General features: G+C 70.7%; 21 protein-coding genes, 1 pseudogene and 1 riboswitch. Of the genes and pseudogenes, 12 read left to right on the top strand and 10 right to left on the bottom strand.

Annotated elements, in window-relative coordinates; translation table 11 throughout:
* Window positions 1-20: 20 nt before the first annotated feature.
* A complete protein-coding gene (gene nadA / locus ACZ42X_RS27305) occupies window positions 21-1,208 on the bottom strand; it encodes a quinolinate synthase NadA (protein WP_361414412.1) in 1,188 nt (395 codons plus the stop codon).
* 263 nt (window positions 1,209-1,471) lie between these two features.
* Here nadA and ACZ42X_RS27300 point away from each other — a divergent pair, with 263 nt between their 5' ends.
* Window positions 1,472-1,828, top strand: a complete 357-nt coding sequence (locus tag ACZ42X_RS27300) for a HesB/IscA family protein (protein ID WP_018848827.1) — start codon at window positions 1,472-1,474, stop codon at window positions 1,826-1,828.
* A 72-nt stretch (window positions 1,829-1,900) separates the two neighbouring features.
* Here the strand turns inward: ACZ42X_RS27300 and ACZ42X_RS27295 are convergent, their stop codons facing one another.
* Both ACZ42X_RS27295 and ACZ42X_RS27290 read right to left on the bottom strand, forming a co-directional pair.
* Window positions 1,901-3,337 carry a hypothetical protein gene (locus tag ACZ42X_RS27295; RefSeq protein WP_468295268.1) on the bottom strand — a complete coding sequence of 479 codons (1,437 nt, stop codon included), beginning with the start codon at window positions 3,335-3,337 and terminating at the stop codon, window positions 1,901-1,903.
* Window positions 3,338-3,428: 91 nt separating this feature from the next.
* The gene (locus ACZ42X_RS27290; RefSeq protein WP_361414416.1) at window positions 3,429-3,653 is read right to left on the bottom strand and encodes a hypothetical protein; all 225 of its coding nucleotides are present in this window, start codon (window positions 3,651-3,653) and stop codon (window positions 3,429-3,431) included.
* Between the two features lie 125 nt (window positions 3,654-3,778).
* Between ACZ42X_RS27290 and ACZ42X_RS27285 the strand changes: the two genes are divergently transcribed.
* Window positions 3,779-4,753 (top strand): carbohydrate kinase family protein, encoded by a 975-nt coding sequence (locus ACZ42X_RS27285; protein ID WP_468295265.1) that lies wholly within the window; start codon window positions 3,779-3,781, stop codon window positions 4,751-4,753.
* Window positions 4,754-4,763: 10 nt separating this feature from the next.
* Here the strand turns inward: ACZ42X_RS27285 and ACZ42X_RS27280 are convergent, their stop codons facing one another.
* Entirely contained in the window at window positions 4,764-6,146 is a 1,383-nt protein-coding gene (locus ACZ42X_RS27280) for an aminotransferase class V-fold PLP-dependent enzyme (RefSeq protein WP_468295263.1), read from the bottom strand.
* A gap of 439 nt (window positions 6,147-6,585) precedes the next feature.
* On the opposite strand from ACZ42X_RS27280, the gene ctaC reads away from it, so the two are divergent.
* The 4 genes from ctaC to ACZ42X_RS27260 all read left to right on the top strand — a co-directional run bounded on the left by ctaC (window position 6,586) and on the right by ACZ42X_RS27260 (window position 11,069).
* Complete coding sequence (gene ctaC, locus ACZ42X_RS27275) at window positions 6,586-7,554, top strand: aa3-type cytochrome oxidase subunit II (protein WP_468295262.1); 969 nt, start codon at window positions 6,586-6,588, stop codon at window positions 7,552-7,554.
* Window positions 7,551-9,302 carry an aa3-type cytochrome oxidase subunit I gene (ctaD, locus tag ACZ42X_RS27270; protein ID WP_468295259.1) on the top strand — a complete coding sequence of 584 codons (1,752 nt, stop codon included), beginning with the start codon at window positions 7,551-7,553 and terminating at the stop codon, window positions 9,300-9,302. The genes ctaC and ctaD overlap by 4 nt, the downstream gene beginning before the upstream one ends.
* A complete protein-coding gene (locus ACZ42X_RS27265; RefSeq protein ID WP_361414426.1) occupies window positions 9,299-9,697 on the top strand; it encodes a cytochrome c oxidase subunit 4 in 399 nt (132 codons plus the stop codon). Before ctaD ends, ACZ42X_RS27265 begins: the two co-directional genes overlap by 4 nt.
* Window positions 9,698-9,812: 115 nt before the next feature.
* Window positions 9,813-11,069, top strand: coding sequence for a L,D-transpeptidase (locus ACZ42X_RS27260; RefSeq protein WP_468295255.1), 1,257 nt, complete (start codon window positions 9,813-9,815; stop codon window positions 11,067-11,069).
* A gap of 3 nt (window positions 11,070-11,072) precedes the next feature.
* Here ACZ42X_RS27260 and ACZ42X_RS27255 read toward each other — a convergent pair whose 3' ends face one another.
* Entirely contained in the window at window positions 11,073-11,474 is a 402-nt protein-coding gene (locus ACZ42X_RS27255) for a hypothetical protein (RefSeq protein ID WP_468295252.1), read from the bottom strand.
* 176 nt (window positions 11,475-11,650) lie between these two features.
* Between ACZ42X_RS27255 and ctaE the strand changes: the two genes are divergently transcribed.
* From ctaE to ACZ42X_RS27225, 6 genes are all read left to right on the top strand, one after another.
* Window positions 11,651-12,271, top strand: a complete 621-nt coding sequence (gene ctaE / locus ACZ42X_RS27250) for an aa3-type cytochrome oxidase subunit III (protein ID WP_355367190.1) — start codon at window positions 11,651-11,653, stop codon at window positions 12,269-12,271.
* Window positions 12,272-12,347: 76 nt separating this feature from the next.
* Entirely contained in the window at window positions 12,348-13,157 is an 810-nt protein-coding gene (gene qcrC / locus ACZ42X_RS27245) for a cytochrome bc1 complex diheme cytochrome c subunit (protein ID WP_468295250.1), read from the top strand.
* A complete protein-coding gene (gene qcrA / locus ACZ42X_RS27240) occupies window positions 13,154-14,203 on the top strand; it encodes a cytochrome bc1 complex Rieske iron-sulfur subunit (RefSeq protein WP_468295248.1) in 1,050 nt (349 codons plus the stop codon). The genes qcrC and qcrA overlap by 4 nt, the downstream gene beginning before the upstream one ends.
* The gene (gene qcrB / locus ACZ42X_RS27235; protein ID WP_468295245.1) at window positions 14,200-15,831 is read left to right on the top strand and encodes a cytochrome bc1 complex cytochrome b subunit; all 1,632 of its coding nucleotides are present in this window, start codon (window positions 14,200-14,202) and stop codon (window positions 15,829-15,831) included. The genes qcrA and qcrB overlap by 4 nt, the downstream gene beginning before the upstream one ends.
* Before the next feature lie 139 nt (window positions 15,832-15,970).
* Window positions 15,971-17,035, top strand: a complete 1,065-nt coding sequence (trpD, locus tag ACZ42X_RS27230) for an anthranilate phosphoribosyltransferase (RefSeq protein ID WP_468295242.1) — start codon at window positions 15,971-15,973, stop codon at window positions 17,033-17,035.
* Window positions 17,036-17,139: 104 nt separating this feature from the next.
* Window positions 17,140-17,257, top strand: a riboswitch (SAM riboswitch).
* A 174-nt stretch (window positions 17,258-17,431) separates the two neighbouring features.
* Window positions 17,432-18,799 (top strand): aminotransferase class V-fold PLP-dependent enzyme, encoded by a 1,368-nt coding sequence (locus tag ACZ42X_RS27225; protein ID WP_468295240.1) that lies wholly within the window; start codon window positions 17,432-17,434, stop codon window positions 18,797-18,799.
* Here the strand turns inward: ACZ42X_RS27225 and ACZ42X_RS27220 are convergent.
* The 5 genes and pseudogenes from ACZ42X_RS27220 to ACZ42X_RS27200 all read right to left on the bottom strand — a co-directional run.
* Window positions 18,792-19,940: pseudogene (locus ACZ42X_RS27220) on the bottom strand (glycerate kinase family protein); the annotation flags it as partial. The gene ACZ42X_RS27225 and the pseudogene ACZ42X_RS27220 overlap by 8 nt on opposite strands.
* Window positions 19,937-21,367: an SLC13 family permease gene (locus tag ACZ42X_RS27215; RefSeq protein ID WP_468295237.1), complete on the bottom strand. Its 1,431-nt coding sequence runs from the start codon at window positions 21,365-21,367 to the stop codon at window positions 19,937-19,939. The pseudogene ACZ42X_RS27220 and the gene ACZ42X_RS27215, both read right to left, overlap by 4 nt.
* Before the next feature lie 61 nt (window positions 21,368-21,428).
* Window positions 21,429-22,088, bottom strand: a complete 660-nt coding sequence (locus tag ACZ42X_RS27210) for a response regulator transcription factor (protein WP_468295234.1) — start codon at window positions 22,086-22,088, stop codon at window positions 21,429-21,431.
* Window positions 22,085-23,539, bottom strand: coding sequence for a sensor histidine kinase (locus tag ACZ42X_RS27205; protein WP_361414446.1), 1,455 nt, complete (start codon window positions 23,537-23,539; stop codon window positions 22,085-22,087). The genes ACZ42X_RS27210 and ACZ42X_RS27205 overlap by 4 nt, the downstream gene beginning before the upstream one ends.
* Window positions 23,502-23,864 carry a small hydrophilic protein gene (locus tag ACZ42X_RS27200; protein ID WP_468295231.1) on the bottom strand — a complete coding sequence of 121 codons (363 nt, stop codon included), beginning with the start codon at window positions 23,862-23,864 and terminating at the stop codon, window positions 23,502-23,504. Before ACZ42X_RS27200 ends, ACZ42X_RS27205 begins: the two co-directional genes overlap by 38 nt.
* Window positions 23,865-24,174: the final 310 nt, after the last annotated feature.

Genomic DNA, 24,174 nt, shown 5'->3' with positions numbered 1-24,174 from the left:
ACGTTCGTCTCAGGAGACGGCTACGGCAGCGCCAGCATGCGCTCCAGCGCCAGCTTGGCGAAGCTCTCGGTCTCGCGGTCGACCTGGATCTGGTTGACCAGCTTGCCCTCGGCGAGCGACTCCAGCGTCCACACCAGGTGCGGCAGGTCGATGCGGTTCATGGTCGAGCAGAAGCAGACCGTCTTGTCGAGGAAGACGATCTCCTTGCCCTCGTCGGCGAAACGGTTCGCCAGGCGCCGCACCAGGTTCAGCTCGGTGCCGATGGCCCACTTGGAGCCGGCCGGCGCCGCCTCCAGCGTCTTGATGATGTACTCGGTCGACCCGACGTAGTCCGCCGCGGCCACGACCTCGTGCTTGCACTCCGGGTGCACCAGCACGTTGACGCCCGGGATCCGCTCGCGCACGTCGTTCACCGAGTCCAGCGAGAAGCGCCCGTGCACCGAGCAGTGCCCGCGCCACAGGATCATCTTGGCGGCGCGCAGCTGCTCCACGGTCAGCCCGCCACCGGGCTTGTGCGGGTTGTAGACGACGCAGTCGTCCAGCGACATCCCCATGTCCCGGACGGCGGTGTTGCGCCCCAGGTGCTGGTCGGGCAGGAAGAGCACCTTCTCGCCCTGCTCGAAGGCCCAGTCCAGGGCCCGCTTGGCGTTCGAGGAGGTGCAGATGGTGCCGCCGTGCTTGCCGGTGAAGGCCTTGATGTCGGCGGAGGAGTTCATGTACGAGACCGGCACGACCTGCTCGGCGATGCCCGCCTCCGTCAGCACGTCCCAGCACTCCGCGACCTGCTCGGCCGTGGCCATGTCGGCCATCGAGCAGCCGGCGGCCAGGTCGGGCAGCACGACCTTCTGGTCGTCGGTCGTCAGGATGTCGGCCGACTCGGCCATGAAGTGCACACCGCAGAAGACGATGTACTCGGCCTCCGGCCGCGCCGCCGCGTCCCGGGCGAGCTTGAACGAGTCCCCGGTGACGTCGGCGAACTGGATGACCTCGTCGCGCTGGTAGTGGTGCCCCAGCACGAAGACCTTCCTCCCCAGCTTCTCCTTGGCCGCGCGGGCGCGCTCCACCAGGTCCGGGTCGGACGGCGATGGAAGGTCGCCGGGGCACTCGACGCCCCGCTCGCTCTTGGGGTCGGCCTCGCGGCCGAGCAGCAGCAGGGCGAGCGGCGTCGGCTGGACATCCAGGGGCTGGGCGGTGGTCACGTCACGCACCCTTTCTTTCTTCGGTAAGCGCGGCGAAGGAGCCTTTTCGTCTAAATGACGCTATCTATCATAACCGCTTCACGTCACTTTGACGATGGCCATAGTGTCGATGTGACACATCCCCCGTCCCCGGGGTGGCGCTTGCCCGACGTGCGTGCGCGCGCGTGTGCGAGCATGAAGGGGAAAGCACGCACTCGGCCCGGAATGAATCCGCGGCCCCGCCGGTTGCAACCGTCGGCAAGCAGTCTCCGTACACACCGGGAGAGAAGCAGATGTCCGTATCGGACGAGAAGACCACTGTCAGCGACGGCATCCTTCTGTCGGACGCCGCGGCGGCCAAGGTCAAGGCGCTGCTGGACCAGGAAGGCCGCGACGACCTGGCGCTGCGCGTCGCCGTTCAGCCCGGCGGCTGCTCCGGCCTGCGCTACCAGCTCTTCTTCGACGAGCGCTCGCTCGACGGGGACGTCGTCAAGGACTTCGACGGCGTCAAGGTGGTCACCGACCGCATGAGCGCTCCGTACCTGGGCGGCGCGTCCATCGACTTCGTCGACACCATCGAGAAGCAGGGCTTCACCATCGACAACCCGAACGCCACCGGCTCCTGCGCCTGCGGCGACTCGTTCAGCTAAGCCCGTACGACGAAGGCGGCAGACCCCGATGGGGGTCTGCCGCCTTCGTCGTACGCCGGTACCGCTTGCGCCCTACTTCCGCGGCACCGCCTCACCCGACGCCGCGTCCACGACCTGCCGCGCGCCCAGCGGCCGGTCCAGCGTCACCGTGACGGTCTGCTCCTGCGCCATCGCGATGCAGTACCGCTCCGGGTCCGCCGGCGACTCGACCACCGTCACCTTCACCAGCGCGTCGCTCTCCGCGGCCTTGGCCGTATAGGTGCTGCACACGCCGCCCCAGAAGGTGACGGTCAGCTTCCGCCCGCTCCCGTCCGTCCGGTACGACTCGACCTGCCGACCGGACTGGTCGGGGACCGCCGGCTGCGTCGGGGAGGGCTTCGGCGCCGGCGCGAGATGCTTGGGGGCCACCGCCGGGTACGTGATCGTGAACGGTCGCGCGTCGCCCTTCGGCGCCACCTGGAACAGCCACGACGGCACGAGCGCCGGCCGCCCCTCCACGGTGTGCGCGGCCAGCCCGAAGACGGCCTTGGAAATGGTCACGGTCTCCTTGGCGGGCTTCCGCTCCGGCGCGCAGCTCACCTCGGGGCCGGCCTTCCCCTCGCCCTCCAGCGGCGCGGGCGTCGCGCACCCGCCGATGGAGACGCCCCCCTCGTCCGAGGATCCGGCGTTCAGCAGCCTCAGCGCTTCCTCCGCACCGATCACCGGGTACTCATCACCCTTGACCGGCTCCTTCAGCCGCCCGCTGCCGCCCACCACCTGCCCGTCCGGACCCACCTGGATGCCGGTGGTCCAGCCGTACGTCGGCAGCCCGCCGACGACCGGATCGGCGTTGACGACCCGTACCGCGCCCATCAGCTGGGTGGCGTCCAGCTTGGCGTCGTCCTGCCCCAGCGCCTTCAGCACCGGAGCGGCCGCCTTCTTCGCCGCCTCCTCGCCCACCGGGGTCCCGCCCCAGCCCATCGGCCCACCGTTCCGTCCGCCGCCGGGACAGCTCGTGCCCTTGCGGCAGTCGTCACCCGCCGGCGCCGCACCGAAGGACCAGGTCCCCGGCGCCTCCTTCTCGACCTGCAGCACCCCGCCCGAGCCGTCCTTCTCGGGGCCGGCCTTCCACGCCGTACCGTCGGGGCGCGGCGTCCCCGACACCCCCAGGGCCTTCGCGAGCCGCGCCACCTCGTCCGCGCCGACCGCGCCCCGGGACCGGTGGACGTGCGCCGTGTCCGGCCCGTCCGGCAGCGGGCCGGAGGCGCGGTAGACCTCGCCGTTCGGCGCCGGCTCGCCGGGCGCGATCCCCGGCCCCGACGACCCCTCGGTGTGCCCGTCCAACGCCAGCGGGGGCGGCGCCGTACGGCCGGCGCCCGCCTCGGCGCGGCCGCCGTCCGACGCGCTCGTGGCGAAGTACGCGCCGCCGCCCCCGGCGAGCAGCACCGCCATCGCCACCGAGGCGACGACCAGCGGGGAACGCCCGGGGCGGGCGGTGTCCTGTGTGGGCTCGGGTTCCGTACTGCTCACCGCAACGCTCCTTCGTCCGTCGTACTCCCTTTACGGAAGACACCCATGGGACGGAACGGAGGAGCACCCGGTTCCACGAGACGGCCGGGGATCAGGCGCCGTACTCCACCGTCGCGTCGATCAGCCGCGCGGACGCGGGCGGCACCACCACCCCGTGGATCAGTGACGGCGACACCGGACCGGGCGGAGGAGCGTCCTCCGCCGGCACCCTCCAGTGCGGCGCCATGCGCGCGCTGTCGCCGCGCAGCTCGGCGAGGCCGAACTCCAGGCCCATGTCGGACTCCCCCCGCTCAAGTGGAGCGATGTACTCGGTCATATCGGCACCGTACGCAGCCGCACGCGACCGAAAAAGACCTACTATCGGGTAGTTTCCGCATGTCGGCGGCTCCGTGACCGGGTAGCGTTAACCGTCAACTCCACCTTCCCCAGGAGCGCCCAGCCGTGCGTATCGCAGTCACCGGCTCCATCGCCACCGACCATCTGATGACCTTCCCCGGCCGATTCGCCGACCAGCTCGTCGCCGATCAGCTGCACACGGTCTCCCTCTCCTTCCTGGTCGACAACCTCGACATCCGCAGGGGAGGCGTCGGCGCCAACATCTGTTTCGGCATGGGGCAGCTGGGCGCCCACCCGATCCTGGTCGGCGCGGCCGGCTACGACTTCGACGAGTACCGCGCCTGGCTCGACCGGCACGGCGTCGACACCGGCTCCGTGCGGATCTCCGAGGTCCTGCACACCGCGCGCTTCGTCTGCACCACCGACGCCGACCACAACCAGATCGGCTCCTTCTACACCGGCGCCATGAGCGAGGCCCGCCAGATCGAGCTCCAGGCGGTGGCGGACCGCGTCGGCGGCCTCGACCTCGTCCTGATCGGCGCGGACGACCCCGAGGCGATGCTGCGCCACACCGAGGAGTGCCGCTCGCGCGGGATCCCGTTCGCGGCGGACTTCTCCCAGCAGATCGCCCGCATGGACGGCGACGAGATCCGGATCCTGCTGGACGGGGCGACCTACCTCTTCTCCAACGAGTACGAGAAGGGGCTCATCGAGTCCAAGACCGGCTGGACGGCCGAGGAGATCCTCGGCCGGGTCGGCCACCGCGTCACCACGCTCGGCTCGCGCGGCGTCCGCATCGAGCGGGTGGGCGAGCCGGTCATCGAGGTCGGCTGCCCGCAGGAAGAGGCCAAGGTCGACCCGACGGGCGTCGGCGACGCCTTCCGGGCCGGCTTCCTGTCCGGTCTGACCTGGGGCGTCAGCCTGGAGCGCGCCGCCCAGGTCGGCTGCATGCTCGCCACCCTGGTGATCGAGACGCTCGGCACCCAGGAGTACACACTGCGCCGGGCCCACTTCATGGAGCGCTTCACCAAGGCGTACGGCGACGACGCGGCGGCGGAGGTCCACAAGCACCTCGCCTGAGGCCCGGCCGTCAGGCCGTGCGGCGCACCTCGTACGCGCTGCCGCGTTCCGCCGGCCGCTCGCCCACGTACTCCTGGCCCCGCATCTCGCACCACGCCGGGATGTCGAGGCGGGCGGCCTCGTCGTCGCTGAGCACCGTCACGGTGGCGCCGACCGGTACGTCGCCGATCACCTTCGCCAGCTCGATCACCGGGATCGGGCACCGCTTGCCGAGCGCGTCGACGACGAGGTCCCCGGCCCCGGGCGCCGGCGCGGGGGCGGACGTGGGGGCGCCGAAGCGCTCCCGTACGCCCGCCACCGCGCCCGGCAGCACCTCCAGGAACCGCTCGACGTCCGCCTCCGGCGTACCGAACGGCAGCGAGACCCGTACGTTGCCCTCCGACAGCACGCCCATCGCGCGCAGCACATGGCTGGGTGTCAGGGTCGAGCTCGTACACGACGAGCCGGACGACACCGAGAAGCCCGCGCGGTCCAGCTCGTGCAGCAGGGTCTCCCCGTCGACATAGAGACACGAGAAGGTGACGAGGTGCGGCAGCCGCCGCACCGGGTCGCCGACCACCTCCACGTCCGGCACCGACTCCGACACCCGCGACCGGATCCGCTCCACCAGCCCCCGCAGCCGCGCCGCCTCCGCGTCCGCCTCGGCCCGTACGGCCCGCAGCGAGGCCGCCGCGGCGACGATGGCCGGAAGGTTCTCGAACCCGGCGGCCCGCCCCGACTCGCGCTCGTCCGCCGGGCCTTGGGCGGCGAACCGGACACCCTTGCGGACGACGAGCAGCCCCACCCCCGCGGGACCGCCCCATTTGTGGGCACTCGCGGTCAGCAGCGACCAGTCGCCGGCGACCGGACCCCAGCCCAGCGACTGCGCCGCGTCCACCAGCAGCGGCACCCCGGCCGCCCGGCACGCCTCGGCCACCTCGGCCACGGGCTGCTCGGTGCCCACCTCGTGGTTGGCGGACTGGAGGCAGGCCAGGGCGGTGCCGGCGCGCAGGGCGGCGGCGTACGCGGCCGGGTCGACCCGCCCGGCCCGGCCCACCGGCACCTCGGCCACCGTGCCGCCGTCCGCCTCGTGGGCGGCCGCCGAATGGAGCACCGAGGAGTGCTCGACCGCCGACACGACCAGGTGCCGCCCGACACGCCGACGCCCGGCGAGCGCCCCGGCAATTCCGGAGTGCACCGCACGTGTCCCCGAAGGGGTGAAGACGAGCTCGTCCGGACGGCACCCCACGGCCTCCGCCGCGGCCTCCCGCGCCGCGTCCAGCAGCATCCGCGCCCGCCGCCCCTCGCGGTACAGCCGCGCCGGATCGGCCCACCCCTCGTCGAGCGCCGCGAGCAGCGCCTGCCGGGCAACGGGGTGGAGGGGAGCGGAGGAAGCGGAATCGAAGTAGGCCACGCCCCCACGCTAAACCCGAGCCCCTGGCCCCAGGGCCTCCACCATCACCTCTTGAGCCTCCGGCCTTCATCTCCGGAGCCTCCGGCCCGCACCTCCGGCGCCTGTGGCGAGCGAGCCAAAGGGGCGCGCGGGCGTCGAAAGAGAGAACGCGCGGAGGGTCGTGAGGGACGAACGACCCGAGCGGGGGTACCTCCCACGCCCGCAGGGCGTAGGGGGAGATCGACCGTCGACGCACGCTTCAGCGCCCCGGAGGCAAGCGAGCCCACCCAAAAAGGGGGTCCGGCGGCGCGTTGGGCACCCTCCCCGCGCGACCCCAAATAGCGTCCAGTAGGGTTTGGTCCGCATAAACATCCAAACCCCTGCCCGCGTCAGGGCCGGCGACCGACCAGCGTGACGGCCGCAGCCGACCGCGCGGGCGAGACTCTCGGGAAGGCGCTACGTGAGTCCCAACGGCTCCGACCGCTCGTCGCGGCGCCCGATGCGGCGGAAGCTGCCGCAGGTGCTGACTGCGGGCCTGATCCTGGCTACCGCCTCCGGTTGCTCGTACAACTGGGAGGACTTCCCCCGCCTTGGTATGCCCACCCCGGTGACGGAGGAGGCTCCGCGGATCCTCTCCCTCTGGCAGGGCTCGTGGGCGGCTGCGCTCGCCACGGGCGTGCTGGTCTGGGGCCTGATCCTGTGGAGCGTCATCTTCCACCGGCGCAGCCGCACCAAGGTCGAGGTTCCTCCGCAGACCCGGTACAACATGCCCATCGAGGCGCTGTACACGGTGACCCCGCTCATCATCGTCTCGGTGCTGTTCTACTTCACCGCACGCGATGAGTCGAAGCTCCTCGAACGCTCCAAGAACCCGACGCACACCATCAACGTGGTGGGCTACCAGTGGAGCTGGGGCTTCAACTACGTCGAGAACGTCGACGGCAATGCCGACACGGACGCCAAGTCCGCCAAGGAGATCGGTGCCATTCCGGACCGGTTCCAGAAGGAGTTCCCGGCGGGCGCCGAGGGCGTCTACGACTACGGCATCCCCGGCACCCGGAATCCGCAGAACGGCAACCCGGGTCCGACCCTGTGGCTGCCGAAGGGCGAGAAGGTCCGGTTCATCCTGACGTCCCGTGACGTCATCCACTCCTTCTGGGTGCTCCCCTTCCTGTTCAAGCAGGACGTCATCCCGGGCCACACGAATGTCTTCGAGGTGACCGCCACCCAGGAGGGCACCTTCAGGGGCAAGTGCGCCGAGCTCTGCGGCGTCGACCACTCCCGGATGCTGTTCAACGTCAAGGTGGTCTCCCCGGAGCGCTACCAGCAGCACCTGAAGGAGCTGGCCGAGAAGGGGCAGACCGGCTTCATCCCGTCGGGCATTGAGCAGACGGACCCGGCCAGGAACTCGGAGACCAACCAACTGTGAGCATCCTCAACGAACCTCAGGGTGCCGCCACGGCAGCCGACGGCTCGGTGAACGAGCCGTATGAGAACGAGCACCCCGTGCGGCGCAGGCGGCCCGGCAATGTCGTCGTCAAGTGGCTGACCACCACGGACCACAAGACGATCGGCACGCTCTACCTGGTCACGTCGTTCGTCTTCTTCTGCATCGGCGGTCTGCTGGCGCTCTTCATGCGCGCCGAGCTCGCCCGTCCGGGTACGCAGATCATGTCGAACGAGCAGTTCAACCAGGCGTTCACGATGCACGGCACGATCATGCTGCTGATGTTCGCGACGCCGCTGTTCGCCGGATTCGCCAACTGGATCATGCCGCTGCAGATCGGCGCGCCCGACGTGGCGTTCCCGCGGCTGAACATGTTCGCCTACTGGCTGTACCTGTTCGGCTCGCTCATCGCGGTGGCCGGCTTCATCACCCCGCAGGGTGCCGCCGACTTCGGCTGGTTCGCCTACACCCCGCTGTCGGACTCGATCCGCTCGCCGGGCGTCGGTGCCGACATGTGGATCATGGGTCTGGCCTTCTCCGGCTTCGGCACGATCCTCGGCTCGGTCAACTTCATCACCACGATCATCTGCATGCGCGCCCCGGGCATGACGATGTTCCGCATGCCGATCTTCACCTGGAACGTGCTGCTGACCGGTGTCCTGGTCCTGCTCGCCTTCCCGGTGCTCGCCGCCGCGCTCTTCGCGCTGGAGGCGGACCGCAAGTTCGGCGCGCACATCTTCGACCCGACCAATGGCGGCGCGCTGCTGTGGCAGCACCTCTTCTGGTTCTTCGGTCACCCAGAGGTGTACATCATCGCCCTGCCGTTCTTCGGCATCGTCTCGGAGATCATCCCGGTCTTCAGCCGCAAGCCGATGTTCGGCTACATCGGCCTGGTGGCCGCGACGATCGGCATCGCCGGTCTGTCCGTGACGGTGTGGGCGCACCACATGTACGTCACCGGCGGTGTGCTGCTGCCGTTCTTCTCCTTCATGACCTTCCTGATCGCGGTCCCGACCGGTGTGAAGTTCTTCAACTGGATCGGCACCATGTGGAAGGGCTCGCTCTCCTTCGAGACGCCGATGCTGTGGACGATCGGCTTCCTGATCACCTTCACCTTCGGTGGTCTGACCGGTGTCATCCTGGCCTCGCCGCCGATGGACTTCCACGTCTCGGACTCGTACTTCGTCGTCGCGCACTTCCACTACGTCGTCTTCGGCACCGTGGTCTTCGCGATGTTCGCCGGCTTCCACTTCTGGTGGCCGAAGTTCACGGGCAAGATGCTGGACGAGCGGCTCGGCAAGATCACCTTCTGGACGCTGTTCATCGGCTTCCACGGCACCTTCCTGGTGCAGCACTGGCTGGGTGCCGAGGGCATGCCGCGTCGTTACGCGGACTACCTCCACGCCGACGGCTTCACCGCGCTGAACACGATCTCCACGATCGCGTCGTTCCTGCTCGGCATGTCGATCCTGCCGTTCTTCTACAACGTCTGGAAGACGGCCAAGTACGGCAAGCCGGTCGGCGTCGACGACCCGTGGGGCTACGGCCGCTCCCTGGAGTGGGCGACGTCCTGCCCGCCGCCGCGGCACAACTTCCTCACGCTGCCGCGCATCCGGTCGGAATCCCCGGCGTTCGATCTGCACCACCCCGAGATCGCAGCGGTCGGCCAGCTCGAGAACCACGGGCAGAAGGACACCGCGCTGTTCGGTGGCAAGGAGGTCGGCAAGTGAAGATCCAGGGCAAGATGTTCATCTGGCTGAGCGTCTTCATCCTCGCCATGGCCATCGTGTACGGCCTGTGGTCGAAGGAGCCGGCCGGTACGACGGCGCTCTTCCTGGCCTTCGGCCTGGCGATCATGATCGGCTACTACCTGGCCTTCACGGCCCGGCGCGTGGACGCCATGGCGCAGGACGACAAGGAGGCCGACGTCGCGGACGAGGCCGGTGAGGTCGGCTTCTTCTCGCCGCACAGCTGGCAGCCGCTCTCCCTGGCCATCGGTGGCGCCCTCGCCTTCCTGGGCGTCGCCCTCGGCTGGTGGCTGCTGTACTTCTCCCTGCCGCTGATCCTGATCGGTGTCTGGGGCTGGGTGTTCGAGTACTACCGGGGCGAGAACCAGAACCAGTAGTCGTACGGTTCGTCTCTCTCCAGGGGACCCGGTGACCTCCACAGGGAGGTCACCGGGTCCCTCTTTTGGTTGCATCCCGCGTGCCGCGGTCGACAGCTCTTCCTACGGTGTGCTCATGAGCCACACGAGCCGCTTGCGCACCGCCATAAGCTGCACCCTCCTGGTCGCCGTCACCGGAGCGAGCGCGACCGCGTGCGGTGGCCCGGAGGGCCACCCCCTCTCCGCGGAGCCGTACGACGCGGCTCGGCAGGTCACCTTCAACGGCCCCTCGGAGGGCCGCAAAGCGCCGCTCGACAAGCCGCTCGAAGTCACCGCCAAGGCCAAGGACGGCCGCATCACGGACGTCACGGCCCGCGACGAGGCCGGTCACTACCTGGCGGGCGAGCTCTCCGCGGACGGCAGCCGCTGGCGCTCCACGGGGTCCCTGACGGCCGGCGCCCGCTACACCGTCAGGGTGGCCACGGAGGACCGTGAAGGCGCTCCTGGCGTCCGTACGCTGACATTCGAGACGGCACCCGCAAAGAAGGTGCTGACCGTGCGATTCGGCCCGCAGGCGGGCACGTACGGCGTCGGACAGCCCATCACGGCGGAGCTGAGCGTCCCCGTGCGGTCCCGTGCCGGCCGCGCCGCCGTCGAACGCTCCCTGAAGGTCCGCTCCACCCCGGCCGTCGAGGGCTCCTGGTACTGGGTGGACGACAGGAAACTTCACTTCCGCCCCAAGGACTTCTGGCCCGCGGGCGCCTCCGTCACCGCCACCGGCAGGCTCGCCGGCGTACGGATAGACGGCGACCTGTACGGCGGGCCCGTCAAGCCCCTGTCCCTGACCATCGGCGACCGCATCGAAGCCATCACCGACGCGGCGGCCCACCAGATGACGGTCAAGCGCAACGGGCAAGTGATCAACACCATTCCGGTGACCACCGGCAAACCGGGCTTCGCCACCCGCAACGGCATCAAAGTGGTGCTCGGCAAGGAGCAGTTCGTCCGGATGCGCTCCACCACCGTCGGCATCGCCGCGGGCAGCAGCGAGTCCTACGACCTGCCCGTCTACTGGGCCACCCGGGTGACCTGGAGCGGCGAGTACGTCCACGCGGCGCCCTGGTCCGCCGGGTCGCACGGCTTCGCCAACGTCAGCCACGGCTGCACGGGCATGTCCACCGGCAACGCCGCCTGGTTCTTCAAAACCGTCCGTCCGGGGGACGTCGTCGCCGTCGTCAACAGCGGGGGAAGCCCGATGGACCCCTTCGGCAACGGCTTCGGCGACTGGAACATCCCCTGGGACAAGTGGCGCACGGGCAGCGCCCTCGTGGACGCCGCCCGGCCGGGCGTCAACCCCGCCGACGCGGCGAGAGTCCGTCCCGCCGCGCTGTGACCGTCAGGCCTCGACGGCCAGCCTGCTGCGCAGCAGCGCGGCCAGGGAGTCGGCCAGCTCCACCGGGTCCACCGGCAGCGTCACGGCCGCGTCGGCGCGGCTCCAGGTGGCCAGCCAGGCGTCCTGCGGGCGTCCGATGAGCAGCAGCACGGGCGGGCAGCGGAAGACCTCGTCCTTGATCTGCCGGCACACCCCCATGCCCCCGGCGGGCACCGCCTCGCCGTCCAGGACGCAGACGTCGATCCCGCCCTGGTCCAGCCGCTCCAGCACGGCCGGCAGCGTCGCGCACTCGACGTACTCGACCGGCGGAACGTCGGCCGCGGGCCTGCGCCCGGCCGCCAGCCGCACCTGCGCGCGGGTGTTGGCGTCGTCGCTGTAGACCAGGACGGTGGCGCTCGACTGCATTGTTCCTCCGAGTACGTCGGCGGTGAGGGCAGGTAAGGCAGGTACCGATGGGCCGGATGCTACTCCTCCCCACACCGCGTCAACACCGGTTCGGATGGGCCGTTCGGGCTGGACGGAGCGCATCAACACACCGAACGGCACCCCCCGGAGTGAGGGCGGGATAAGCGACCGACATAATGTCGGTCGTGGCGACAGCAACGACAGTAGAAACCGGGCACGCGCACCCGTCGGTCAATCGGCCGAACCTCACCAGCGTCGGAACCATCATCTGGTTGAGTTCCGAGCTGATGTTCTTCGCGGCCCTCTTCGCGATGTACTTCACCCTTCGTTCGGTGATGGGTGCCGAGTTCTGGTCCCAGCAGGCGGGACACCTGAACTTTCCGTTCTCGGCGACCAACACCACGATCCTGGTGCTCTCCTCCCTCACCTGTCAGCTCGGCGTGTTCGCCGCCGAGCGGGGCGACGTGAAGAAGCTCCGGACGTGGTTCATCATCACGTTCGTCATGGGTGCCATCTTCATCGGCGGCCAGGTCTTCGAGTACACCGAGCTGGTCAAGGACGCGGGCCTCTCGCTCTCGTCCGACCCGTACGGCTCCGTGTTCTACATGACGACCGGCTTCCACGGACTGCACGTGACGGGCGGCCTGATCGCCTTCCTGCTGGTCCTTGGCCGGACGTACGCGGCGAAGAGGTTCACCCATGAGCAGGCAACCGCCGCCATCGTCGTGTCCTACTACTGGCACTTCGTCGATGTCGTCTGGATCGGCCTCTTCGCCACGATCTACATGATCAAGTAATCGGGCCCGTACCTCCGGTACGCCCGAACACATCCAGCAAGCATCGACGCAGAAGATCCTGACACCGGGGTAATCCGTGAAAAAGCTCTCCGCACGACGACGCCATCCGCTGGCGGCGGTCGTCGTCCTACTTCTCGCGCTGGCGGCCACTGGGGGGCTGTACGCCGCGTTCGCACCCGCGGACAAGGCGCAGGCCGACGAAACCGCCCAGTCACTCGCCATCGAGGAGGGCAAGAAGCTCTACTCCGTCGGCTGTGCCAGCTGCCACGGAACCGGCGGTCAGGGCACCTCCGACGGCCCGAGCCTGGTCGGCGTCGGCGCCGCCTCCGTGGACTTCCAGGTCGGCACCGGCCGTATGCCGGCGCAGCAGCCCGGCGCCCAGGTGCCGGAGAAGCCGAACATCTACTCGCAGGCGCAGATCGACCAGCTCGCCGCGTACGTCGCGTCCCTGGGCCCCGGCCCGGCCACGCCGACCGAGAAGCAGTACAGCCCCGACGGGGCGAACATCGCCCGCGGTGGTGACCTGTTCCGCACGAACTGTGCGCAGTGCCACAACTTCACCGGCGAGGGTGGTGCGCTCACCAAGGGCAAGTGGGCGCCCAGCCTCGAGGACGTGAGCGAGAAGCACATCTACGAGGCCATGCAGACCGGCCCGCAGAACATGCCGTCCTTCCCCGACACCACCATGCCGGAGAAGGAGAAGAAGGACATCATCGCGTACATCAAGACCGTGAACGGTGACGAGACCCCGACTCCCGGCGGCTTCGCGCTGGGCGGTCTGGGACCGGTCAGCGAGGGCCTGTTCGGCTGGATCTTCGGTCTGGGTTCGCTGATCGCTGTTGCCGTCTGGGTCGCGGCCCACACCGCTAAGGCCAAGAAGTCATGAGTAGCCAAGACATTTCCGAAGAGAGCCTGCCGCACAAGCAGGACGCCGCGCACGGCACGGCGGTAGCCGAGAACCCGTTCGCCGACCCGGGGCTGCCGCCCCACAAGCCGCGCATCCAGGACATCGACGAGCGGGCCGCCAAGCGGTCCGAGCGCACGGTCGCCCTGCTGTTCACGCTGTCGATGCTGGCCACGATCGGCTTCATCGCCTCGTTCGTGATCTTCCCGGTCGACAAGATCGTGTACGTCTGGCCGCTCGGCCACGTCAGCGCGACCAACCTGTCGCTCGGCCTGACGCTCGGCATCGCGCTCTTCTGCATCGGCGCGGGCGCGGTCCACTGGGCCCGCACCCTGATGTCCGACCACGAGGTCGCGGACGACCGTCACCCGATCGAGGCCGCGCCCGAGGTCAAGGCCAAGGTCATGGCCGACTTCGCCGACGGCGCGCGGGAGTCCGCGATCGGCCGCCGCCCGCTGATCCGCAACACGATGCTCGGCGCGCTGGCCATGGTGCCGCTCTCCGGCGTGGTGCTGCTGCGCGAGCTGGGCCCGCTGCCCGAGAAGAAGCTGTTCCACACCTCGTGGGCCAAGGGCAAGCAGCTCATCAACATGAACACGAACGAGCCGCTGCGTCCCGAGGACGTCGCGGTGGGCTCGCTGACCTTCGCCAAGCCCGAGGGCCTGGAGGAGCACGACCACGAGTTCAACACGAAGATCGCCAAGGACGCCCTGATGATCGTCCGGATCCAGCCGGAGGACATCAAGGACAAGCGCGAGCTCGAGTGGTCGCACGAGGGCATCGTGGCCTTCTCCAAGATCTGCACCCACGTGGGCTGCCCGATCTCCCTGTACGAGCAGCAGACCCACCACGTCCTCTGCCCGTGCCACCAGTCCACCTTCGACCTCTCCGACGGCGCCCGCGTCATCTTCGGCCCGGCCGGTCACGCCCTTCCGCAGCTGCGGATCGGCGTCAATGACGAGGGCTTCCTCGAGGCGCTCGGCGACTTCGAGGAGCCCGTCGGTCCTGCATTCTGGGAGCGCGGATGAGCACCACGACCGCAACAGACGCACAGCGGAAGGCGCCCGCCGGCGAGCGGGTGGCCGACTGGGCCGACGGCCGTCTCGGGATCTACTCCCTGGCCAAGGCCAACATGCGGAAGATCTTCCCGGACCACTGGTCCTTCATGCTGGGTGAGATCTGCCTCTACAGCTTCATCATCATCATCCTCACGGGTGTGTACCTGACGCTGTTCTTCCACCCGAGCATGAACGAGATCGAGTACCACGGCTCGTACGTGCCGATGCAGGGCATCCGCATGACCGAGGCGTACGCCTCGACCCTGGACATCAGCTTCGACGTCCGCGGTGGTCTGCTCATCCGGCAGATCCACCACTGGGCCGCGGTGGTCTTCCTCGCCGGCATGTTCGTGCACATGATGCGCGTCTTCTTCACCGGCGCGTTCCGCAAGCCGCGTGAGATCAACTGGCTGTTCGGCTTCCTGCTGTTCGTCCTGGGCATGTTCACCGGTTTCACCGGTTACTCGCTCCCGGACGACCTGCTCTCCGGCACCGGTGTCCGCTTCACCCAGGGCGCGATCCTGTCCACGCCGATCGTCGGCACGTACATCTCGATGTTCCTGTTCGGCGGGGAGTTCCCGGGCCACGACATCATCGCCCGGTTCTACTCGATCCACATCCTGCTGCTGCCGGGCATCATGCTCGGCCTCGTGGTGGCGCACCTGATCCTGGTCTTCTACCACAAGCACACGCAGTTCCCCGGCCCCGGCCGGACGAACAAGAACGTCGTCGGCATGCCGCTGCTGCCGGTGTACATGGCCAAGGCCGGAGGCTTCTTCTTCCTGGTCTTCGGTGTCATCTCGGTCATCGCCGCGCTGTTCACGATCAACCCGATCTGGGCGCTCGGCCCGTACCGTCCGGACCAGGTGTCCACCGGCGCCCAGCCCGACTGGTACATGGGCTTCGCCGAGGGTCTGATCCGTGTCATGCCGGGCTGGGAGATCACCCTGTGGGGTCACACGCTCGTCCTGGGCGTGTTCATCCCGCTGGTCGTCTTCGGCATCATGCTCGGCGCGATCGCGATGTACCCGTTCATCGAGTCGTGGATCACCGGTGACAAGCGGGAGCACCACCTCCTGGACCGGCCGCGCAACGCGCCGACCCGGACCGCCCTCGGTGTCGCCTGGGTGACCGCGTACATGATCATGCTGATCGGTGGTGGCAACGACATCTTCGCCACTCACTTCCATCTGTCGATCAACGCGATCACCTGGTTCGTCCGGATCTTCTTCTTCCTCGGTCCGGTCATCGCCTTCGTCGTCACCAAGCGGATCTGCCTGGGTCTGCAGCGGCGCGACAAGGACAAGGTGCTGCACGGCCGGGAGACCGGCATCATCAAGCGCCTGCCGCACGGCGAGTTCGTCGAGATCCACGAGCCCCTCAGCCAGGCCCAGCTGCACGCGCTCACCGCGCACGAGCAGTACACGCCGGCCGAGATCGGCCCGACGGTCGACGAGAACGGCGTCGAGCGCAAGCCGACCCGCACGGAGAAGCTCCGCGCCAAGCTCAGCAAGGGCTACTTCGGGGACGGCAACCAGGTCCCGAAGGCCAGCGTGGAGGAGTACAAGGAGATCACCAGTGGCCACGGCCACCACTGATCGACCGGCACTCGCCGCCTGACCCACACGGTCGCCACACCGCACAGAGCCCCGTCCATTCACCGGACGGGGCTCTTTGCCGTGCCCGTGGCTCGATAGGCTGTGGTCATCCCCGTACACACGGACACCAGGAGCGACCATGAGCGCTGTGCAACCCGCTGGAGGACCGAGCTCGGCGGGCCGCTCCTGGCCCGTGGTGCTGAACGGCCTGCTGGAGGGGCGCGACCAGAGCGCCGACGACACGGCGTGGGCGATGGACCGCATCATGAGCGGCGAGGCCACCGACGCCCAGATCGCCGGGTTCGCCGTGGCCCTGCGCGCCAAGGGCGAGACCGTCGAGGAGATCTCCGGCCTGGTCCGGACGATGTACGCGCACGCCAACCTGATCGAGGTGCCCGGCCCGTCCGTCGACATCGTCGGTACGGGCGGCGACGGCGCCAAGACCGTCAACATCTCCACCATGTCGGCGATCGTCGTCGCCGGCACCGGCGCCAAGGTCGTCAAGCACGGCAACCGCGCCGCCTCCTCCGCCTCCGGGGCCTCGGACGTCCTGGAGAAGCTCGGCGTCAATCTGGAGCTGACGCCCCGGCGGGTCGCCGAGGTGGCCGAGGAGGCGGGCGTCACCTTCTGCTTCGCGGTGAAGTTCCACCCCGCGCTGCGCCATGTGGCCGCCGCCCGCAAAGAGCTCGGCATCCGCACCACCTTCAACTTCCTCGGGCCGCTGACCAACCCCGCCCGGGTCAAGGCCCAGGCCACCGGTGTCGCGGACGCCCGCATGGCGCCCATCCTCGCCGGGGTCCTCGCCGAGCGCGGCTCCTCCGCGCTGGTCTTCCGCGGCGACGACGGCCTGGACGAGCTGACCACCACCGCCACCTCGAAGGTGTGGGTGGTACGGGACGGGGCCGTGCGCGAGGAGTCCTTCGACCCGCGGGACGTGGGCATCGCGCTCGTACCGGTCGAGGCGCTGCGCGGGGCGGACGCCTCGTACAACGCCGATGTGGCGCGCCGGCTGCTGGCGGGGGAGACCGGGCCCGTGCGGGACGCGGTGCTGCTCAACTCCGCGGCGGCGCTGGTGGCGCTGGAGCCCACGGACGCGCCGCTCGCCGAGCAGATCCGGGCCGGCATGGCCAAGGCGGCCGAGTCCATCGACTCGGGCGCGGCGCGCGCGGCGCTCGACCGGTGGGTGGAGGCCAGCCACCGCTGAACACGCGCGGGTGGGTGTGACGCGAGGCGCGGTCCGGCCCCTCTTGTCTCAAGAGCCGGACTGCGCCTTGCGCATGCCGAGACGTATGGCATGATGCCATTCAAGGTCATGAGTGACAGCGACTACGGCCCCGGCCCGCTGTCCGGCAACCCTCCGTCCGTGGCGGGGTGCCCCGGGTGAAGACCAGGTCGCAGGCAGCGAGGTCTGCGGCAAGCGCGGACCCCTGCACACCCTGGGGTCCTGGTCCTCAAGGGAGCAGTCTCGTGAGCAAGCGAATGCGATAGGGCGTATCGCCCCTTCTTCGGCACCCCCTTTTTCCTTCCGCCGCGTCCGCACCCCTGTGACACCCCTGTGCGTCGACGCGTCGAATTCGCCTGCCCTGTACGGGAGTTCGCCATGTCCGTCTTCACCGCTGCCGCCGATCAGTCCGTTTGTACGCCGCTGCCCGTTCTGGGCCGAGATGTCACCGTGCCGCTCGTCACCGGCGGTGAGGTCACCTACGCCGCGCTCGACTACGCCGCCAGCGCGCCCGCGCTCCAGCGGGTGTGGGACGACGTCGCCGCGTACGCCCCGTACTACGGCAGCGTGCACCGCGGCGCCGGGTACCTCTCACAGCTGTCGACCGACCTCTTCGAGAACAGCCGCGCCACCGTCGCCGAGTTCCTCGACTGCCGCGAGGACGACGAGGTCGTCTTCACCCGCTCCACCACCGACTCGCTCAACCTGCTGGCCGCCGCCCTGCCCGCCGACTGCCAGGTGTTCGTCTTCGAGACCGAGCACCACGCCTCGCTGCTCCCCTGGAGGGACGCCCGCGTCACCTACCTCAACGCGCCCCGTACGCCGGGCGAGGCGGTCGACACGCTGGAGCGCGCCCTCGCCGACCGCGACCCCTACGGCCCGGCCCTCGTCTGCGTCACCGGCGCGTCCAATGTGACGGGTGAGCTGTGGCCGGTACGGGAGCTCGCCGCCGCCGCCCACGCGCACGGCGCCCGCATCGTGCTGGACGCCGCCCAGCTGGCGCCCCATCACCCCGTGTCCGTACGCGACCTGGACGTCGACTGGGTCGCCTTCTCCGGGCACAAGCTGTACGCGCCGTTCGGCTCCGGCGTGCTCGCCGGACGGGCCGACTGGCTGCAGGAGGCCGAGCCGTACCTGGCGGGCGGCGGCGCGTCGCGCACGGTGGCCCGGCGGGCCGACGGCGGCGTCGACGTCGAGTGGCACACCACCGCGGCCCGCCACGAGGCCGGCTCGCCGAACGTCATCGGCGCGTACGCCATCGCCTCCGCCTGCAAGGCGCTGACCGAGGCCGGCTTCGACGACCTGGTGGCGCGCGAGCGGTACCTGATCGGCAGGGTGCGCGAGGGCCTGGCCGAGGTGCCCGAGGTGCGGGTGCTGTCGCTCTTCGGCGACGACGCGCCCCGCGTCGGCGTCATCTCCTTCGTGGTCGACGGCTGGAACAGCTCGCACTTCGCGGCGGCGCTCTCCGCCGAATACGGCATCGGCGTGCGCGACGGCCTGTTCTGCGCCCACCCGCTGGTGCGGACGCTGCTCGGCAGCGACCCGCAGCAGATCGGCGAGTGCGGCTCGCCCGAGGCGGCTCCGCCCGGCGAGAAGTCGCTCAACGCGATCCGGGTCAGCTTCGGGGCGGGGACGCCGGATGAGCACGTCGACCGTTTCGTTCGGGCCGTGAAGGAGCTCGTGCGGGACGGGGCGAAGTGGAACTACCGTACGGAGGACGGGCGTTGTGTGCCCGACCGCGGCTGACCAGGCGCGTGCCCACCAGGACCGTGCGCAGCGCCCGCTCGGCCGCGTCCGCCAGCAGTTCGGCCGCCCGCTCCAGGGACTCCTGGAGCGGCAGCGGCCCGGGCGCCAGCGACTCGTAGGCGTCCAGCTCCGCGTCGCGGGCGCCCGGGCCGAGCGTGCCGGCCAGCGCGAGGACCGGCACCCCCGCCTCCCGGGCGCGGCGCGCCACCTCGCCCGGGATCTTCCCGCGCACGGTCTGCGCGTCGAGGGCGCCCTCGCCCGTGATGACCAGGTCCGCGCGGGCCAGCCGCGCGCCGAGGTCCAGCCCGTCGAGCAGCACCTCGAACCGGGGCAGCAGCCGGGCGCCGAGCGCCGCGAGCCCCGCGCCCAGGCCGCCGGACGCGCCGGTGCCGGGCGCCCCGCGCAGGTCGACGCCCGGGGCGAACGCCTCCGTGAGCGCCGCCGCCCAGCGCTCCAGCGCCGCCGACAGGACCTCGACCTGTTCCGGTGACGCGCCCTTCTGCGGGCCGAAGACCCGCGCCACCCCGCGCTCGCCGCACAGCACGTTGTACGGGTTGCACGCCACCAGCAGCTCGGCCTCCGCCAGGCGCGGGTCGAGCCCGTCGGCGTCGATGGCCGCGAGTCGCCCCAGAGCGGCGCCCCCGCGCGGGAGTTCGCGGCCGTCCGCGTCCAGCAGGCGTACGCCCAGCGCCTGGAGCGCGCCGGCGCCCCCGTCCGACGTACCGGAGTCGCCGCAGCCGACGAGGATGCGGCGGGCACCGGAGTCCAGGGCCGCGCGCAGCAGTTCGCCGACGCCGTACGTGGTCGTGGCGCCGGGGTCGCGGCGGCCGGGCTCCACCAGCGCGAGACCCGCGACGGCGGCCATCTCCACCACCGCCGAACCGTCGCCGAGCAGCGCGAAGTGGCTCTCCACGGGTGAGCCCAGCGGCCCGGTCGCCACGCACGGCACCAGCCGCCCGCCGGTCGCGGCGGCCAGCGCCTCCGCCGTACCCTCGCCGCCGTCGACCAGCGGGATCAGGTCCAGCCGCGCGCCCGGCAGGACCCGCCGCACGCCCTCGGCGATGGACTCGGCGGCCTGCCGCGCGGACAGGGACTCCTTGAAGCCGCTGGGCGCGACGGCGATGCGGTACGAGTGGCTCATGGCTGGGACTCCAGGAGGACGGGCACGCCGAGCAGCGGCCAGACGGTCAGGGCGAACAGCAGCACCACGCCCGCGGTGAGCGGGGCCAGCACGGCCGACAGCCGCAGCAGGTCACGCGGCGTATAGGTGGGCACGCCGTCCGGTACGTCCGCGAAGAGGGCCACCGGCTTGGCCGACGCGGGCAGCGTGTGGCAGAACCCGGCCGCGGCGGTGGACGCCAGCGCCGCCGTGACCGGATTGACCCCGGCGGCCGCCGAGGCCGCCACCACCAGCGGCACCAGCACCGAGGAGCGGGCCGAACGGGACTGCAGCACCAGGTGCGCGGCCGTGGAGACGACCACGACCACGGTGAGGAACACCCACGGCGGCGCGTCCACCGGCAGCCCCGCCACCAGCCACCCCGCCGCCCCCGAATCCGCGAGCGCCACACCCATCGCCATCGTCGCCGCCATGAACAGCAGCAGCGGCCACGGCACCGTCCGCAGCGCGTCCTTGAGCCGTACGGTCCCGAGCGCGGGCGACGACGCGACCACCGCGCCGATCAGCGCCACCACCGCGGGCGACACCCGGTGCAGCGGCTCGCTGCACCACAGCACCACCACCGTGGCCAGGAGCAGCGCGCAGCGCGCCTCGGCGATGGACAGCGGCCCGGTCACCGGCGCGGGGGAGTGCGCCTCGATGTCGGCGGGAGTGATGCGCACCGGGCCGCGCCGGTCGGCCCGCGAGGTGGAGGTCAGCAGCACCGCCTCGGCGGCCAGATGGGACGAGACGACCGCGAGCGGCAGGCCGAGCAGCAGCCACTCCACGAACCCCAGCCGCTGCCCCGACTGCTCCCACAGCACGTTGACCGTGATCAGGTGAGCGCCCGCGCCGATCAGCGTTGCCACGGCGGACAGCAGCACGACGGTCGGGAAGAGCAGCGCCAGCATCACCACCAGCCGCCCCCGGTCCGCCAGCACCTTCGCCAGCGCCAGGAAGACCGGCAGCGCGAGCGCGGCCCGCCCCGAGGTGGCCGGGACGGCGAACGACGTCACCACCAGCGCGGCGGTGGTGAGGTGGACCAGCTGCCGTACCGTACGGGCCCCGCTGACCAGGAAGGCCGCGGCCCGCCCCGCCAGCCCCGTCCGGGTGACCGCGGCCGCCAGCACGAACGCGCAGATCAGCAGCCAGATCGTTTCATCGCCCAGCGTCGCGAAGAGCGTCTCGCTGCTGATCACGCCGGTCGCCGTGAGCGCCAGCCCCGCGCCCAGCGCGATGTAGGTGTCGTCGACGGGCGTGGCGATCCACGCGACGGTGGCGAGGACGAACACGCCCAGCGTGAGGCGCGCGTCGGCGCCGAGTCCTGGGAAGTAGGACGGTATCGCCAGCACCGCGCACAGGCCGAGCGCGGCACCCAGCCACACCGCCCGGCTGAGGGAGAGCGTCACACCACCGAGTCTCCCCACCCGCCGTGAGCCCTCAATGAGCCTTCTATGAGGAGAAGTTCATCTACGGCATGCGGTAGCCCATGCCCCGCACCGTCTCCAGCCGCCGCGCCCCCAGCTTCTTGCGCAGATTGCGCACGTACACGTCCACGATGTTCGACCCCGGATCGAAGTCGTACCCCCACACATGGGACAGGATCTGCTCCCGCGACAGCACCTGCCCCGGGTGGCGCAGGAACAGCTCCAGCAGCACGAACTCACGCGCCGTCAGGTCGACGGTCCGGTCCTCCGCGCGCGCCCGCCGGGTGCGCAGGTCCAGGCTCAGGTCGCCGCTGCGCAACACCGTCACCTCGGGCGCGCGGGCCGCGGTGCGCAGCCGCAGCCGTACCCGCGCCAGCAGCTCCTCGAAGCGGAACGGCTTGGTCATCCAGTCGTCGGCGCCGCCCTCCAGCCCGGCGACCGTGTCCCCTACCGAGTCCCGCGCCGTCAGCACGATCACCGGCAGCGTCACCCGCGCCTCGCGCAACTCCCGCAACACGGTGAAGCCGTCACGGCCCGGCAGCCCGATGTCCAGCACCATCAGGTCGAAGCCGCCCGTGACGGCGTAGTCCAGCGCCGTGTCACCGTCGGCGGCCACGGTGGTGGTGAAGCCGTTGGCACGCAGCCCCTTCTCGACGAAGGAGGCGATCCGCTCCTCGTCCTCGGCGATCAGAATGCGGTTCACGCGTCCTCTTCCTCCAGTACGAGTACGAAGGTGGCGCCGCCGCCCTCGGTGGGACGCAGCTCGACCCGGCCCCGGTGGCCCTCGGCGATGGCCTTCACGATGGACAGTCCGAGCCCCGCGCCGCCGCTGGTGCGCGTACCGCGCCGGGAGCTGCCGCGCCGGAACCGCTCGAAGATCACACCGGCGTCCTCGGCCGGCACGCCGACGCCGCTGTCGGCCACGTACAGCTCGATGCGACCCGTGACCTCCCGCGAACCGATCCTTATCCGCTGGCCCGGCACGGTGTGCTGGACGGCGTTCTGCGCGAGCTGGACCATCGCCTGCGTGATGCGCTGCGGGTCGAGCTCGGCCTCGCGGTCGGTGACACCGTCCAGCACCCACTCCCGCTCACCGAGCGCCCGCGCCTTCACGAAGACGTCGGCCGTCAGCTCGCCCAGCTGGACGGGCTCCGGCGCCACGAAGTCCGGGCGTTCCGCCTTGGCCAGCAGGAGCAGGTCCTCCACGATCCGGCTCATCCGGTCCAGTTCCTCCGTGACCAGCCGGATGGTCTCCGCCTGCTCGGCCGGGTCGTCGCCCATCAGCTCCAGGTGCCCGCGCACGATGGTGATCGGCGTGCGCAGCTCGTGGCCGGCGTCGTCGACGAACTGGCGCTGTGCGGCGAACGCCCGCTCCAGCCGGTCCAGCATGGCGTTGAACGTCTCCGCGAGCAGCGCGATGTCGTCCCGGCCCTGCACCGGGATCCGGCGCGTCAGGTCCTGCTCGGTCAGCTGTGCGGCGGTCTGCCGGACCACCCGCACCGGCGCGAGGATCCGGCCCGCGACGGCCCAGCCGATCCCCGTCGTCATCAGCAGCGCGACCCCCGAGATCGCCAGCTGCGTACGGAACGCCTCGGCGGCGATCGCCTGTTCGTGGTCCGCGTGGAACGCCACCACGAACGCGCCCTGCGGCGCCGTACCGGCCGGGCTGATCGGCACCTTCGCCCACCGCACCTCGCCCTGCGGGCGTTCCAGCGTGCCGGAGCGGGCGTCCGCCGCGAAGATCCGCGCGAGCGCGTCGCGGTCCCGGTACAGCGCGATGTCCTCCGCGATGTCCCGCGGCTGCCGCAGCACGTCCGGCGCGGGGCCCGCGCCCTCGGTCAGGCCCAGCAACTCCTCGTCGGGGTCGGAGTACTGGCGCTGCAGGAACACCTGGAGCAGCCGGCGCGGCTCGGTGAACCGGGCACCGTCGGCCGGGTCCACGCCCTGGTCCACGAAGTTCGCGAACTCCCGCGTCTCCTGCGTCAGCAGCTGGCTGATCCGGTGGTCCACGTCCCGCAGCAGGATCGACCGCGTGGTCGTCGCCACGGCGGCGAGCGCCACCGCCATCACCAGCAGCAGCCACAGCAGGATCCGTACGCGCGCGGAGACGCGGCGGTCAGTTCTCGTCAAGGGCGTCGTCACCGAAGTCGTCATCGTCGTCGTCCCCCGGGGCCGGTGCGGGCACCTTGGCGGCGGGCGGCCCGGGCACGACGGTGTCGTTCGGCGTGCCGCCGGGCCTGCCGCCGGGCGCGTACGTCCGGCTCGGCGGCACCGCCGACGGCGAGGCACTCGCGGGCGCGGGGCTCGCGGGGCTCTGGCTCCGGCCGCTCGCACTCGGTCGCGGCGTGGCGCCCAGCTCCACCTCGGCCGGTACGTGGGGCGCCTCGGGGGAGTCGGTCAGCAGATAGCTGGTCGCCGCGATCCCGAGGGGGATGGCGACGACGGCGGCGAGCGTAGCCATGCGGTGGGTGAAGGCCATGCGGCCATCCTGGGCGGGGTGTACGCCGCCGCGAATGAGCGCGAGATGAAGGCTCCTTCATGAACCGCATGCTCCCCGACCGCGCCCCTTCAAGCCCCGGCGTCCGGGCCCCACCCCCCTGAAGGGTGACACCGTTACGGGCGGGGGTTTGTCCCCCACCCCGCCCTTTCCCGTAACCGGGGGCTGCGCCCCCGGCCCCCCGGGGAGGGGGACGTGGGGGCTGGCGCCCCCACACCCCGGTACGCGGCAGCTTCGCGCCGCGGGGCTTGTGCACCAGGCCCTGGTCGGCGAGGGACGTACGCGGGGCGTG

This window comes from Streptomyces sp. NPDC030862 (assembly GCF_055571835.1).
The sequence above is the reverse complement of the archived record's forward strand: the minus strand, read 5'-3'. Positions and strand labels throughout refer to the sequence as shown.

Coding starts and splice junctions, on each gene's coding strand:
- ACZ42X_RS27300 (WP_018848827.1), top strand. CDS start 1,472: ATGTCCGTATCGGACGAGAAGACCACTGTCAGCGACGGCATCCTTCTG.
- ACZ42X_RS27290 (WP_361414416.1), bottom strand. CDS start 3,653: ATGACCGAGTACATCGCTCCACTTGAGCGGGGGGAGTCCGACATGGGC.
- ACZ42X_RS27260 (WP_468295255.1), top strand. CDS start 9,813: ATGAGCCACACGAGCCGCTTGCGCACCGCCATAAGCTGCACCCTCCTG.
- ACZ42X_RS27255 (WP_468295252.1), bottom strand. CDS start 11,474: ATGCAGTCGAGCGCCACCGTCCTGGTCTACAGCGACGACGCCAACACC.
- ctaE (WP_355367190.1), top strand. CDS start 11,651: ATGTCGGTCGTGGCGACAGCAACGACAGTAGAAACCGGGCACGCGCAC.
- qcrA (WP_468295248.1), top strand. CDS start 13,154: ATGAGTAGCCAAGACATTTCCGAAGAGAGCCTGCCGCACAAGCAGGAC.
- qcrB (WP_468295245.1), top strand. CDS start 14,200: ATGAGCACCACGACCGCAACAGACGCACAGCGGAAGGCGCCCGCCGGC.
- trpD (WP_468295242.1), top strand. CDS start 15,971: ATGAGCGCTGTGCAACCCGCTGGAGGACCGAGCTCGGCGGGCCGCTCC.
- ACZ42X_RS27225 (WP_468295240.1), top strand. CDS start 17,432: ATGTCCGTCTTCACCGCTGCCGCCGATCAGTCCGTTTGTACGCCGCTG.
- ACZ42X_RS27205 (WP_361414446.1), bottom strand. CDS start 23,539: ATGACGACTTCGGTGACGACGCCCTTGACGAGAACTGACCGCCGCGTC.
- ACZ42X_RS27200 (WP_468295231.1), bottom strand. CDS start 23,864: ATGGCCTTCACCCACCGCATGGCTACGCTCGCCGCCGTCGTCGCCATC.